This is a genomic window from Pseudomonas sp. FSO-7, assembly GCF_059579345.1.
The window spans coordinates 2,929,105-2,943,240 of the sequence record NZ_CM184193.1 but is presented as its reverse complement, the minus strand read 5'-3'; the positions used below and the strand labels follow the sequence as shown (position 1 = coordinate 2,943,240).

Below are 14,136 nucleotides of genomic sequence, written 5' to 3'. Positions count from 1 at the left end.
AATTTGTCAGCGTCAAATTTAAACACATGGCCAAGTGATATTACAGTAGCATTTCTCCAGAAACGGCGAAGCCTGCGATCTTTTCTCTTTCACTTGAGGGTCCGTGAAGATGAAAAGATCGCAGGCTTCGATCGTTGCGCGAGATTTCAGTGTTGGGTCTTGTGGTCCAGCGCCGCATAGAAGTTGGCGCTTTGTTGCAGGTATTTCTCGGTGTAGCTCTGGGTGCGGTTTTTCTTGTCACTGATCTCGATGCTGGCACTGGCAGGCAATGCCACAGTGGCGGAGATGGCGGAAGCGGCGATCACGGAGAAGAGATTCAGATTCATGGCGGTATACCTCGGATTCAGTTGGCTGACTTGCCCGGTTGGGCCGTGAAGCAAACTTACGCGCCGAGGCGTCTCGCTTTGAAATGCTTTGCAATACTAGCGACTATCAGTCTCGTTGATACAACGGCGCAGGCCCCGAAATACGGGGCCTTCGCTCTATTGATGGACGATGAATTTCAGGTCGCTCGGCGCATCCATCGGCATTTTCTGCACGGTTTTACCCAGCAGGCCGGTCTTCGGATCACGCTCGACCACCACGATCTGGTTGCTCTTCTGGTTGGCAATCAGCAGGAATTTCCCGCTCGGGTCGAGGCTGAATTCCCGCGGATGATCGCCTTCGACCGAGCGTCGCTGCAGCTCTTCGAGCGTGCCGGCGGCCGGGTCGATGGCGTACACCAGCACTTCGTTGGTGGTGCCACGGTTGCTGACGTAGAGGAACTTGCCATCCCTGGAGGCATGCAGTGCAGCCGCCGCCCTGCCCGGCTGGGGTTTGCCGGCGGCCAGGTCGACCAGTTGGCGCTGGGTCAGGCGACCGTCCTGGTAATCGAATACCGCGACCTGGGCGGTCATCTCCATCGTCAACCAGGCGTGCTTGCCGTCGCCACTGAACAACAGATGGCGCGGCCCGCTGCCCGGCGGCAGTTGCACGAATGGCGGATCGGCAGGCGTCAGCGGCAGTTCGGGATTGGCCTTGGGGTCATAGCGGTAGACAAACACCTTGTCCGCCCCCAAGTCATTGGCGAACACATATTTGCCGTCTGGTGACGGCACCGCGGAATGCACATGACCGGATTTCTGCCGCTCGGGATCGACCCGACTCGGCTGATGGCTGCCCGACTGGACCACCGGCGCCAGCTTGCCATCCGGCCCCACCGGCAGCACCACCAAGGTGCCGCCCGGGTTTTCCAGGACGGAATAATTACTGACCAACAAATGCAGCCCATCGTGGCTCAAGCTTGAATGAGTCGGCTCGTTGCCCAGGGACTGCACCTGGTTGATCAGGCTGATGGCATGGGTCTTCGGGTCGATGGCATAGCTGCTGACCTTGCCCACCGGGTCTTTCTGGCCCGGCCCGTTTTCGTTGACCACGAACAGCCGGGTCATGTCCTTGGACAGGGTCAGCCACGAAGGGTTGTCGGTCTTGATCACTTGCAACGGGTTGGCGTCGATGCGGCCGGTACGGCTGTCGAACTGCAACCGGTAGATGCCTTGGCTCTGGCCGGCGGTGTAGGAGCCCACCAGCAGTTGATGACGTTCTTCGGTGTCCGCCTGGACGCCCATGGCACCCAGGCTGCCGGCCATCAACAGCGGCCAGAGACTACGCATCTTCATGTTCTTCGTCCTCATCGTCGTAGCCGCCGAATGCCTCTATGCACTCCAGGTGGTGATCACCCGAATCACTGGTGATGACCCAGTGATTGCAGGTTGCATCGAAGGTTGCGGCCTGCATCTGCGCCGATGTGAAACGCCAATGTTCGCGGGTGCGACCATTCATGCACTCGACGTGCAATTGATCCTGCTCGTCGAGGGAAAAATCGAACGCATGCAGCTTGTCAATGATCAGCATGTCGCAGGTTTCAAGGGCATCGAGCAGGGTTTCGGTTACGGCAGTCATGATGATCAGTCGGTCGTTGGGAAAGTTGCCATGATAACCCAATGTGGGAGTGGGCCTTGGGCCATAACTTCAGCAGCGATGTTTCCTGGGCGATTGCCATCGCGAGCAAGCTCGCTCCCACAATTGGATTTTCAGCGAACACAAGTTCTGTATTCACTAAAGATCCCCTGTGGGAGCGAGCCTGCTCGCGATGGCGGCAGCCCAATCAACCGCAATGCAACTGCCTGACTGCGATCAGAGCGCCTCGCGCCCCGGCACCCCATCCACCAACCGCAGGATCCCCAGCGGGTTGGCATTTTTCAGCGGCTCGGGCAACAGGCTGTCGGGGTAGTTCTGGAAGCACACCGGACGCAGGAAACGATCGATCGCCAATGTGCCCACCGACGTACCACGGGCATCGGACGTCGCCGGGTAAGGCCCGCCGTGCACCATCGAATCACACACCTCCACCCCGGTCGGATAACCGTTGAGCAGGATGCGGCCAACTTTCTGCTCCAGCAGCGGCGTCAGTTCGCTGAACCGTTCGAAGTCCGCCGGCTCACCGATCATCGTGGCCGTCAATTGGCCATGCAGGCCGTTCAGCGCGGCGGTCAGTTGCGCCTGGTCGGCGACTTCGACAAACACCGTGGTCGGGCCGAACACTTCTTCTTGCAGCGCTTCGTCACCGTTGATCAACAGACTGGCGTCGGCCTTGAACAACTGCGGCTGGGCCTGGTTGCCCTGCTGCTCGCGCCCGGCCAGGCGTTCGATGCCCGGGTGAGCCAGCAGTTTCTGCAGACCCTTGCCGTAGCTTTGCAGCGTGCCGGCGTTGAGCATGGTCTGAGGCGCCTGGTCGCCGATCAGCGCGGCGACCTGCTGGGTGAAGGCGGTGAATTGCGGCGAGCGAATGCCGATCACCAGGCCCGGGTTGGTACAGAACTGACCGCAGCCCTGCACCACCGAAGCGGTCAGGTCGCGAGCGATGCTCTCGGCACGGGTCTCCAGCGCTTGCGGCAATACGATCACCGGGTTGATGCTCGACATTTCGGCGAACACCGGGATCGGCTGCGGCCGTGCGGCCGCCATGTCGCACAGGGCACGCCCGCCCTTGAGGGAACCGGTGAAGCCTACGGCCTGGATCGCCGGATGCTTGACCAGCCATTCGCCGACGCCACCGCCGTAGATCATGTTGAACACACCGGCCGGCATCGCGGTTTTCTCCGCCGCGCGGATGATCGCATCGGCCACGTGCTCGGCGGTCGCCATGTGGCCGCTGTGGGCCTTGAACACCACTGGGCAACCTGCGGCCAGGGCCGACGCGGTGTCGCCACCGGCAGTGGAAAACGCCAGGGGAAAGTTACTGGCGCCAAACACCGCCACCGGCCCCAGGCCGATGCGGTACTGGCGCAGGTCTGGACGTGGCAACGGTGTGCGCTCAGGCAATGCCCGGTCAATGCGCGCGCCGTAGAAATCACCGCGACGCAAGACTTTGGCGAACAGGCGCATCTGGCCGCTGGTGCGACCGCGCTCGCCCTGGATCCGTGCCGCCGGCAACGCGGTTTCACGGCAGACTACGGCGACGAACGCATCGCCCAGGGCATCCAGTTCATCGGCAATGGCCTCGAGGAACTCGGCCCGGCGCACCGCGCTCAGGCTGCGGTAGGCTGGATAAGCCGCGGCGGCGGCCTTGGCGGCGGCGTCGACTTCTTCGGCCGTGGCCTGGATGAAATCATGGGGCAAGGCCTCGCCGGTGCTGGCGTCGACGCTCTGCAGGCGAGTCTGGCCGGCCGCGCTGCGCGCCCCGCCGATGTAGTTGTGGCCAAGGATCTGGTTCATCGCAAGTCTCCTTTAAAGTGTGCCGATAGTACCCGGGTTGAACACCGCGTCCACCGGGGCAATGCCATTGACCAGCGGCGCGCCGAATTCAGCCTGGCTGATTTCGAACACATCCCCTGGCTGCGTGCGGATGCCATCGGCGAACGACAGGGTCGCGGTGCCGAAGAAGTGAACGTGGACGTCCCCCGGGCGCAGGAACTGACTGTACTTGAAGTGGTGGAATTCCAGGTTTTCGAGGCTGTGGCACATATTCGCCTCGCCACTGAGGAACTCGTTCTGCCACAGCACTTCGCCGTTGCGCAGGATACGACTGGTCCCAGACAGATGTTGAGGCAGTTCACCCACGCGAAGTTCCGGGCCAAAACTGCAACTGCGCAGTTTCGAGTGGGCCAGGTACAGATAATTCTTGCGCTCCATCACATGGTCGGAAAACTCATTGCCCACGGCAAAGCCCAGGCGATAGGGCTTGCCGTCGTGGCCGATGACATACAGGCCGCTGATTTCCGGCTCTTCACCGGCGTCTTCGGCAAAGGGTGGCAGCGGGAACGGATGGCCCGGGCGGACCACGATGCTGCCGTCGCCCTTGTAGAACCATTCCGGTTGCACGCCGGCCTGCCCGGCCTGGGGTTTCCCGCCCTCCACGCCCCACTTGAAGATGCGCATGGTGTCGGTCATGGTCGCTTCGTCACCGGCCTGCTGGTGCATCTTGTCCCGGGCCGAGGCGCTGCCCAGGTGGGTCAGGCCAGTGCCACTGACCAGCAGGTGCGCCGGGTCCGGGTGGTCCAACGGGGGCAGGATGCGCAGCTCTTTGAGCAGTTGCGCGTAATCATGACCGGCCCCCAGACCCAGGCTGGTGACCTGCTGCTCAAGCTTCACGCCGGCCTCGATGGCCGCCAGCGCCAGGTCGCGCACGGTGCCGGCGCCCTGCACTTCGCGCACCTGATCGCCCTCGACCACACCGACGCGGCGTTCGCCGTTACTCAATTCGAACTGAACTAAACGCATGGGTTTTCTCCCTGTAAACAAAAACATAAATAGGCGTAGTGAACGGTCAGGCTCCCTTCGCAGGCTTTTTGTGGCGAGGGAGCTTGCTCCCGCTGGGGGGCGAAGCCCCCCCAACTTCAGGCGCCGAGTTCATTCAGGCAAAACACAGCGCGTGTTTGCGACTGCTGCGCAGTCGAGCGGGAGCAAGCTCCCTCGCCACAAAAGCTTGCTCCCACAGTTGATTGCGGTGGCCTCAGGTACGCGTCGCCCCCCGGGCGCTGGCGGCGAACTGGTCCGCCGGCAGCACATGCTTGCGCTCCAGCAGGCGATAGACCACCCCGGTCAACACCAGGCCGAACACCATCACACCGGACAGGAAGTACAGCCCCGAGGCCAGGTTGCCGGTGTATTCCTTCAGCGCACCGATCACGAACGGCCCGATGTAGCCGCCCAGGTTGCCCACCGAGTTGATCAGCGCAATGCCCGCCGCCGCACTGGCGCCGGCAAAGAAACGCCCGGGCAAGGTCCAGAACACCGCCGTGCAGGAAAACAGCGCGAACGCCACCAGGCACAGCGCCGCCAGTTGCAACACCGGCACCGACAACCAGGCGCTGAGGAACAGGCCGATGGCACCCAGCACGTACAACACGGCCAGGTGACCGTAGCGGTCGTTCAAACGGTCGGAACTGCGGGGAATGATCAGCAGGCCGACGATGCCGAAGATGTAGGGCACCGACGACACGAAACCGGTCACTAGGTCGCTGCCGCCGAACTGCTTGATCAGCGTCGGCAGCCATAGACCCAGGCCGTAGATGCTCAAGGTCACCGGCAGGTAGAACAGCGCCAGCAGCAAGACACGCTTGTCCTTGAGGGCATGCAGCGGATTGCCGTGGCGGGTCTGGCCATACTCCTGCAGGTCTTTTTTCAGCTCACCGGTGAGCCAGTCCTTCTCGGCCTGGTCCATCCATTTCACCTGTTGCGGGCCATCCGGCAGGTAACGCAGCACCGGCCAGGTCAACAGCACCGCCGGCAGGCCGATGACGATGAACAGCCACTGCCAGCCGTGCAGGCCAAGGATCCCGTCCATGCCCAGCAAGCCGCCGGACACGGGGCCGGTGATCATCATCGCGATGGGTTGGGAAAGTATGAAAAGACCGAGGATCTTGCCGCGATGGCGCACCGGGAACCACTGGGTGATGTAGTACAGCACGCCCGGGAAGAACCCGGCTTCGGCCGCCCCCAGCAAGAAGCGCATCACATAAAAGCTATGCGGGCCTTGCACGAAAGCCATGCCGATGGTGATGGCGCCCCAGGTGACCATGATCCGGGCGAACCAGCGCCGGGCACCGAAGCGCTCCAGCATCAGGTTGCTGGGGATCTCCAGCAGGAAGTAACCGATGAAAAACAGCCCGGCACCCAGGCCATAGGCAGCGTCGCCGATCCCGAGGTCGGCGCCCATGTGCAGCTTGGCGAAGCCCACCGCAGAGCGGTCCACGTAGGCGATCAGGTACAGCAGGATCAGGAAGGGAATAAGTTTCAGCGTAATGCGACGAATAAGCCGCAATTCCTGGCTCATGGGACCGGTCTCCGATTGTTGTTGTTATAGAACCTCGGGGGATTTCTCTCGCGAATGACCGCCAGGACAACCCCTCCGTTGAATCGGACTATATAGTAATACTATTTACCCAACAACACTTCCAAACCGCACAAATTGCGCTTATGTTACGCTTCAGCTAGAACAATATAGTCATACAATAAGAGAATCGATCATGTCTGATAAGAAACCCTCCCTGCGCTCGGCCCAATGGTTTGGCACCGCCGACAAGAACGGCTTCATGTACCGCAGCTGGATGAAAAATCAGGGCATCGCCGACCATCAGTTCCACGGCAAGCCGATCATCGGCATCTGCAACACCTGGTCGGAGCTGACGCCGTGCAACGCGCACTTCCGGCAGATCGCCGAGCACGTCAAGCGCGGCGTGATCGAAGCCGGGGGCTTCCCGGTGGAATTCCCGGTGTTCTCCAACGGCGAATCGAACCTGCGTCCCACCGCCATGCTGACCCGCAACCTGGCGAGCATGGATGTGGAAGAAGCGATTCGCGGCAACCCGATTGACGGCGTGGTGCTGCTCACCGGTTGCGACAAGACCACCCCGGCGTTGCTGATGGGCGCCGCCAGCTGTGACGTACCGGCCATCGTCGTCACCGGCGGGCCGATGCTCAACGGCAAGCACAAAGGCCAGGACATTGGCTCGGGCACGGTGGTCTGGCAATTGAGCGAACAGGTCAAGGCCGGCACCATCACCATTGACGATTTCCTCGCGGCCGAGGGCGGCATGTCCCGCTCGGCCGGCACCTGCAATACCATGGGCACGGCCTCGACCATGGCCTGCATGGCCGAAGCCCTCGGTACTTCCCTGCCCCACAACGCGGCGATTCCGGCCGTGGATGCACGGCGTTATGTGCTGGCCCACATGTCCGGCATGCGCGCCGTGGAAATGGTTCGTGAAGACCTGAAACTGTCGAAGATCCTGACCAAGGAGGCCTTCGAAAACGCCATCCGCGTCAACGCGGCCATCGGCGGCTCGACCAACGCGGTGATCCACCTCAAGGCCATTGCCGGACGCATCGGCGTGCAACTGGACCTGGACGACTGGACCCGCATCGGGCGCGGCATGCCGACCATCGTCGACCTGCAGCCGTCCGGGCGCTTCCTGATGGAAGAGTTCTACTACGCCGGCGGTCTGCCCGCCGTGCTGCGGCGTCTGGGCGAAGCCAACCTGATTCCCCATCCGAACGCCTTGACCGTCAACGGTAAGAGCCTCGGCGAAAACACCAAGGACGCACCGATCTATGGCCAGGACGAAGTCATCCGCACCTTGGACAACCCGATCCGCGCCGACGGCGGTATCTGCGTGCTGCGCGGTAACCTGGCGCCACTGGGCGCAGTGCTCAAGCCGTCCGCCGCCACCGCCGAACTGATGCAGCATCGCGGGCGCGCGGTGGTGTTCGAGAACTTCGACGAGTACAAGGCACGGATCAACGACCCGGAACTGGACGTGGACGCCAGCTCGATCCTGGTGATGAAAAACTGCGGGCCGAAGGGTTATCCGGGCATGGCCGAAGTCGGCAACATGGGCTTGCCGGCCAAGCTGCTGGCCCAGGGCGTGACGGACATGGTGCGGATTTCCGATGCGCGCATGAGCGGCACCGCCTACGGCACGGTGGTGCTGCACGTGGCACCGGAAGCCGCCGCCGGCGGACCTCTGGCGGCGGTGAAGGAAGGCGACTGGATCGAGCTCGATTGCGCCAGCGGCCGCCTGCACCTGGACATCCCGGACGCCGAACTCGCCGCACGCCTGGCCGACCTCGCGCCACCGCAGCAACTGCTGGTGGGTGGCTATCGCCAGTTGTACATCGACCACGTCCTGCAAGCGGACCAGGGTTGTGACTTCGACTTCCTGGTGGGTTGCCGCGGCGCCGAGGTGCCACGCCACTCCCACTGACCCCCCCTGTGGGAGCGAGCTTTTGTGGAAGCTGAGCTTGCTCGCGATAGCGGTGTAACAGACAACATCCAAAGTTGGCTATCACACCGACTGTGGCGAGGGAGCTTGCTCCCGCTGGACTGCGAAGCAGGCCCCTGGGCGGTCGCTACGCAACCGAGCGGGAGCAAGCTCCCTCGCCACAAAGGTCGCCAGGCCCAAGGGTTTGGCCTGATGAATATCCGCGCGCCTGCTATCATGCGCAACATTCCCCTCGCACAGGATCGCGCCGCGCCCCATGGATTACCGCAAACCCTCCGACCGCAAAAGCATGCATGCGCGCATCGTCCAGGAGCTGGGCATGCAGATCGTCTCCGGGCGTTTCAAACCTGACGATAAACTCCCCGCTGAAGCCTTGTTGTGCGAAGAGTATGCAGTCAGCCGCCCGGTGCTGCGCGAAGCCACGCGGGTGCTGGTCGCCAAGGGCCTGGTGTATTCGCGCCCGCGCGTGGGCACGGTGGTCAAGGCCCGGCGGGAATGGCACATGCTCGACCCGGATGTGCTGCATTGGCTGATGCAGAGCAGCCCGCAGAATGAATTCTTCAACCTCCTGACCAGCGTGCGCAGCATCATCGAGCCGGCCGCCGCCGCCCTCGCCGCCCAGTTCGCCGACGAGGCCGACATCGCCGCCATCCGTGAAGCCTACCAACGCATGGAGGCAGCCCCGACCCCCGAGGCCGTGCTGCAACCGGACCTGGACTTCCACAGCCGCATCGCCGACGCCACCCACAACGACCTGCTCGCCAACCTCTGCAACATGTTGTCGGTGGCCATCGCCGAAGCGCTCAAGCACTCCAACCAGCGGCCCAATCTGCATGAACTGGCGATGCCGCGACACAAGGCGATCCTCACCGCCATCGAGAACCGCGACGCCCTCGGCGCCCGCCATGCCACGCTGGTGCAGCTGGACGATGCCCGTAGCGCGTTGAATGTGGTGCTGGGCAGCGATCCCGCCTGACATCCCCCGAATTCCAGCGCGACCTGCCACACCCCGCCCGCAACCCGGTGGTATGTATGTACCACCCACCCGGAACAGAGAAGTCGATACTTTTCTCGCCGTCATTCCGACGGCCATGAAACTTATGAAAAGGACTTCTCATGACCGCCCTCCCCACGGCTGACACCGCCGCCGCATTGGCACAACGGGTCAGCCTGCAATTCGCCAGCCGCCCGACCTTCGAAGAGGTCGCCCAACGCATGCTTGAACAAGCCTTCAAGGAAAAGTACCCATGGCTGAGCATCGACCTCGCCAAGACCCAATTGGCAACGCCGGACGTGGTCGGGCGCGGTTGGCACTTCCAACCGTTCATGCCCCAGGTCCTCGATTACCTGGCCTCGGACACCCCCATGGATTTCAGCCCACAGGGCAATCTGGATTACTACCTTTCCGACAGCATTCCCCGCCGCCTCTGGTCAGGCAACGAAAAACCGGACATGAAAGTCATCAAAAAATTGCTCCTTGAACTGACCTGGAGCGTGCCGATCGGACTCGAAGATGCGGTAACCCGCTACTGGAACACCGACCTCGACGCCAGCGGCCAAACCGGTGCGAACGTCACCCGCTGGGGCTGGCTCAGCGATGTGCTCAGGAACACGCTGAACATCCGCGGGCTGCAACAACCGGGCCTCAGCGATCCGGCACGTGCGGCCCTGGACCAGATCGTCCGCTGGCCGGACCGTGACCTGCGTTTCATTCGCCACAATCAGGCGCCTGTGTACGCTTACAGCCTGGAAACCAGGATCACGCAAGGCACCTCCAGCACCGCACTGGTCGGCACCGAGATCCTCCTGTCCTGGTCCACTCGCGGCGCAACCGAATTTCTGTTGTGCGGCCCCAGTGGTCCCGTGCAGTCCTTTGCCTCGGTGGAGGCCTTCAATGAATATTGGGGCGAACGAATCGCCAGCGAGTACATCGTCGACACCGTCACCTGCCAGCGCCACGAGATCAGCGGCAATGTCTTCGAGACCCAAGCAGCCATGGTGTTGGAACAGCAACTGGCCGACCTCAAGGCGGTACAGCTACCCGCTCGGATCGGCCTGCAAAACCTGAAAAAGCTCTACAACGACTTGAGCGATCCGGCTCGTTATCTGCTCGACGCGCCCCGGCCCACGCCTGAAACCTCGACCCAGCTTGAACCGTTGTTACCCAAATGGCTGCAAACAGCCTCCATCGCCGATCAGACCGCGTTCCAGCGCTACAGCCTGACCCTGGCCAGCGCGAAAAAACGCAACCAGGGCCAGACCTTTCTCAGTGACATCAGCGACATCAGGGCCTTTACCGCCAACGCCTTGCTCAACCGCATGACACAAACGAACGACAGCAGCCCGGACAAGGTACCCTCCAGCCACTTCCAGCCCGACGATGTGCGCCTGACATTCACTGTCTCGGCGGGTTATCCCGGGGCCGTCGGTATCAGCGAAGAGCGGAACATGAGCCTGACCGACCTGGCCATCAACAACCTCGTCGCCCGGCCAAGCGGGAACCTGACGCTCAGCCATCGCCTGGGCCTGACGCTGCCGGCCTGGATCACGCCGGATTACATTACCCGCAAAGGCGGGTTGATCGAACAGGTCGACATCGGCGCGAACTATCCTCGTTATCTGCGAGAAAAGTTGCTCGGCCGTTCGCCTCATGCACAGCGGCGTCAACACATGTTTGCCCAGCAGATGCCGGCGCAGTTGGCGCTGGAGGCATTGAAACAGGTACTCGACAACGAAAACGGCATGACCCGCAAAGGCCTGCGCCTGCTCGAAGCCGTCCTCCAACCCACCGCAGACGCCCAACAGGTCGACGGACGTCCGGTGGTCATGCGCCACCTGGCGCTCCTGCGCAAACCTCAGGCCCAGCCCGATGTGGTGACCAACCAGTTCATCATCGAGGCGCAAGACATCACCACCGGCCCGCACCTGCTGTATCGACCGCTGTACGCGCCCGCCCTACAGGAATTTGCGACCCGTGAGGCCCTGTTGCAGGCCATCACTGCTGCCAGGGACTTGCAGGACAGTGTCCTGACCTGGCTGTCCGATGCCGCACGTCCGGTGTATGCCAACGGTGGTTTCCTGGAGCCACACATCGTGCGGTTTTTTCCGGGTGACGAGTTCGAGCAGCCTGAAAAGCCCGCCCCGGCGACCCTCGCCAGCGACGATAGCCACGACGATCTGCTGCAATCACTGCAAAAAGGCCAACTCATGCAGTACCTCTACGGCTGCAACGCCCAGGCCCTGGTCACCCAGGCCGACCGGGCCTCGGTCTCCAACAGCGAAAGCCGCTGGGCGGTGTTGCTCGAGGGCGGCGGCCTGTTGTTCAACACGCTGCTGTTTCCTTTGCTGCGTGGCCCGGCCATGACCACCGTCTGGCTGTGGAACCTGATGGCCAGCGCCAACCATGACATCCCGGCCCTGATCAGTGAAGATCCGGTGGCTCGGGAGCTGGCGGCCGTCGATTTGCTGGTCAACCTGGCGTTGCTGGTGAGCCAGTTCCCCTCTAGCCACATCCCTGCTCATGCCCCCGTACCCGAATCGATCAAGAAACAAGCCATGCGCCCGCCAGCGCCACGGGCCATTGCCGAGCAATGGCCCGCGCCGTCCTCGCCGCGCATCATCGAGGGGAGCATTGCCTTGCCGGGCACCCACGCTGAAACCGCTGCCAGGACCTTGGACTTGAGCTTCGCCAGCACCCACCATCGCTTGACGCCGGAACAACGCACCCGCCTGCAGCGCCTGCAAGTACCACACCCGGCTTCACTGCCCGAACCGATCACCTATGGGCCCTATAAGGGCCTGTACGTGATCGGCAACAAATGGCACGCCGAGGTTGAGGGCATGCTGTATCGAGTCACCCCGGAAGAGGACGGCAGCGCCACCATCGTCGACCCGCTCGACTCGACCAAAAAAGGTCCGCCGTTACGCGTCGATACCCAGGGCCAATGGGTCCTGGACCTGCGCCTGCGCCTGCTGGGAGGGGCGCCGCCCAAGCGCGTGGCAGCACAACGTCGTCTCAATAGCCAACGATGCAAGGAATTGATCGAGGAGATGGACCAGTTCATCGCGCAAGAGCCCGATCGACACAAAGCCATGACTGTTGCCCTCCAAGTGCTGGCGAGACTCGAGGAAGGGCCCTACACCGAGGCGCAGCGCGCACCGAAGCGCAAAGTGTTCTATGACCTGCTCCAGGCGCAGACCGAGATGTATGTGCACCTGGTGAACAGCGCGCCCGAACGCGCCAGCCTGGGTATCGCGTTTGCGCCCGAATACTTGCGCGGGCTACTGGAAAACGTGGTCAGAAATGCCCGCAGAGCCTCCCTGATCACAGAAAGAGACTACACGAACATCAGGGCCACCCATCCCCAATACGCGGAACCCAACATAGAGGCGGCCATGACCCATGACCTGCCGGGCTACAGAAGGTTCCTCGACACACTGACGGATGTCACCGATCAATGGATTCATTGGCTGGAACTCAAGGACGACTACCTGGAAAGGTTATTGAACCTAGATGAAGCCGGAGCCCAAGCGTTTGAACGCCTGACCACGGAGTTCCCATCAGGCGGGATAGATGCGACCGGCACCAAATCCTTGCAGCTCTCTACGCTTCCCGTACTGGCGATCAAGGACCTTGATTCCGACTTGACCGAGAGCCTGTCCCACATCATCGAGCCGCTGGGAGAACACATGATTTCTCATTGCAAGCTGCGGCTCTACGAGCTACTCCCTTCGGAACAACTGGAGGTACTGGAGAGCCTGACCGAGCACTATGGCCAATCCCTGGATGCCTTGCAGGGCATTAAAACCCTCTATGCCGACGATATCGACGAAGCCTATTTCGACCGGTTCATCAAGGTGGTCGAGAGTCTGTACCAAGACGTGTCAGGGAAACTGGCGGTTGAAATCAAACCCGAGCCCAAACCACGCAGGCGTGCGCCCAGGCGCCCCAAGGCAGCGCCCGGGCGGCCGCAGAAACAGGTGATCAGGACCCGCAAAAGCGGTGTTTTGATTGGTGACCTGAAACCGGCCGGCACAGCCTTGCCGATTGAAGTCGTCGAGCTGCGTTCCGAAACCAGTGACGAGGTGATCGCCACCTATTCGCGCCACGACGATGTCTGGGATGTCGTTGACGTGCGGCCTCCGATGCCGGTGCCCGCCCCCGTCCCCCGAACGAGGTCGGTCAAGGCCATCAAGAGTGCTGCGCGAAAGCTGCTGGACGAATTGGCCGAACGTTTACGCCGCGCTGAAAGCTACAAGAAATATTGCCGCTACCCTCAGGAAATCGAGGAAATCGTGAACAATGAGGCGAGTCGATTCAGCGCGCTCCATGAAGAACTCGACCGAGCCTTCAGCGCATCACAAACCTCGCCTACGCCGGCCGACCAGGCACTGCGCAAACAACTATCAGACGCTGTTTCCAGCCTGAGGAGCAAGGGCAGTGCCCTGCGCATCGAATTGAGCCTGAAATTGCCGCCCACCGATAGCAACCTTCGGTTCCTGTTCGAAAAACAACTGATACAAGTCGCCCGACTCGGCGAATGTCAGGCCTTGAAAGGCGATCGCAAGGATTTTCTCCAGGAATACGCCGTCAACGACCGCGACGGGTTTCCCCTCTGGTATGCCCATTTCCACTACGAAACGGCCGACACACCCAAAGCCGACTACAGCGTCGCGCACCTGAAAACCAAGGAGCAACGGCGGGAGCACTACCACTCGCTGATCGCCAAGGCGGACAGCCCCTACGCAGTGGTGAACGTACATCGAGGACAGCTCAGCAAATCCTTGGCGCAAAGCAAGTTCCTGCCGCTGGCGCCCTGATCACAGCGCAGGATCAAGGGCTCGGCTTTGCGGGCTGCGGCGAGACCTGCCA

Annotated in this window: 9 protein-coding genes; 3 read left to right on the top strand and 6 right to left on the bottom strand. The window is 62.0% G+C overall.

Going from position 1 to position 14,136, the window contains the following annotated elements:
• Positions 1–146 precede the first annotated feature (146 nt).
• The 6 genes from AC515T_RS12875 to AC515T_RS12850 all read right to left on the bottom strand — a co-directional run bounded on the left by AC515T_RS12875 (position 147) and on the right by AC515T_RS12850 (position 6,316).
• On the bottom strand, positions 147–326 hold the full coding sequence (locus tag AC515T_RS12875) for a hypothetical protein (RefSeq protein WP_018611529.1): 180 nt from the start codon (positions 324–326) through the stop codon (positions 147–149).
• Positions 327–482: 156 nt separating this feature from the next.
• Positions 483–1,658: a lactonase family protein gene (locus tag AC515T_RS12870; RefSeq protein ID WP_496532786.1), complete on the bottom strand. Its 1,176-nt coding sequence runs from the start codon at positions 1,656–1,658 to the stop codon at positions 483–485.
• Positions 1,645–1,941 (bottom strand): DUF5629 family protein, encoded by a 297-nt coding sequence (locus AC515T_RS12865; RefSeq protein ID WP_496532785.1) that lies wholly within the window; start codon positions 1,939–1,941, stop codon positions 1,645–1,647. Before AC515T_RS12865 ends, AC515T_RS12870 begins: the two co-directional genes overlap by 14 nt.
• A gap of 234 nt (positions 1,942–2,175) precedes the next feature.
• Positions 2,176–3,756, bottom strand: coding sequence for an aldehyde dehydrogenase (NADP(+)) (locus tag AC515T_RS12860; RefSeq protein ID WP_496532784.1), 1,581 nt, complete (start codon positions 3,754–3,756; stop codon positions 2,176–2,178).
• Positions 3,757–3,768: 12 nt separating this feature from the next.
• Complete coding sequence (gene araD1 / locus AC515T_RS12855) at positions 3,769–4,761, bottom strand: AraD1 family protein (RefSeq protein ID WP_496532783.1); 993 nt, start codon at positions 4,759–4,761, stop codon at positions 3,769–3,771.
• Positions 4,762–4,993: 232 nt separating this feature from the next.
• Positions 4,994–6,316, bottom strand: coding sequence for an MFS transporter (locus AC515T_RS12850; RefSeq protein WP_496532782.1), 1,323 nt, complete (start codon positions 6,314–6,316; stop codon positions 4,994–4,996).
• A 193-nt stretch (positions 6,317–6,509) separates the two neighbouring features.
• Here AC515T_RS12850 and AC515T_RS12845 point away from each other — a divergent pair, with 193 nt between their 5' ends.
• From AC515T_RS12845 to AC515T_RS12835, 3 genes are all read left to right on the top strand, one after another.
• Complete coding sequence (locus AC515T_RS12845; RefSeq protein ID WP_186613878.1) at positions 6,510–8,246, top strand: IlvD/Edd family dehydratase; 1,737 nt, start codon at positions 6,510–6,512, stop codon at positions 8,244–8,246.
• Between the two features lie 274 nt (positions 8,247–8,520).
• Positions 8,521–9,240, top strand: coding sequence for a FadR/GntR family transcriptional regulator (locus AC515T_RS12840; protein WP_053119770.1), 720 nt, complete (start codon positions 8,521–8,523; stop codon positions 9,238–9,240).
• Positions 9,241–9,380: 140 nt separating this feature from the next.
• Entirely contained in the window at positions 9,381–14,084 is a 4,704-nt protein-coding gene (locus AC515T_RS12835) for a dermonecrotic toxin domain-containing protein (protein ID WP_496532781.1), read from the top strand.
• Positions 14,085–14,136: the final 52 nt, after the last annotated feature.

Coding starts and splice junctions, on each gene's coding strand:
- AC515T_RS12835 (WP_496532781.1), top strand. CDS start 9,381: ATGACCGCCCTCCCCACGGCTGACACCGCCGCCGCATTGGCACAACGG.
- AC515T_RS12860 (WP_496532784.1), bottom strand. CDS start 3,756: ATGAACCAGATCCTTGGCCACAACTACATCGGCGGGGCGCGCAGCGCG.
- AC515T_RS12840 (WP_053119770.1), top strand. CDS start 8,521: ATGGATTACCGCAAACCCTCCGACCGCAAAAGCATGCATGCGCGCATC.
- AC515T_RS12850 (WP_496532782.1), bottom strand. CDS start 6,316: ATGAGCCAGGAATTGCGGCTTATTCGTCGCATTACGCTGAAACTTATT.
- araD1 (WP_496532783.1), bottom strand. CDS start 4,761: ATGCGTTTAGTTCAGTTCGAATTGAGTAACGGCGAACGCCGCGTCGGT.
- AC515T_RS12845 (WP_186613878.1), top strand. CDS start 6,510: ATGTCTGATAAGAAACCCTCCCTGCGCTCGGCCCAATGGTTTGGCACC.
- AC515T_RS12875 (WP_018611529.1), bottom strand. CDS start 326: ATGAATCTGAATCTCTTCTCCGTGATCGCCGCTTCCGCCATCTCCGCC.
- AC515T_RS12870 (WP_496532786.1), bottom strand. CDS start 1,658: ATGAAGATGCGTAGTCTCTGGCCGCTGTTGATGGCCGGCAGCCTGGGT.
- AC515T_RS12865 (WP_496532785.1), bottom strand. CDS start 1,941: ATGACTGCCGTAACCGAAACCCTGCTCGATGCCCTTGAAACCTGCGAC.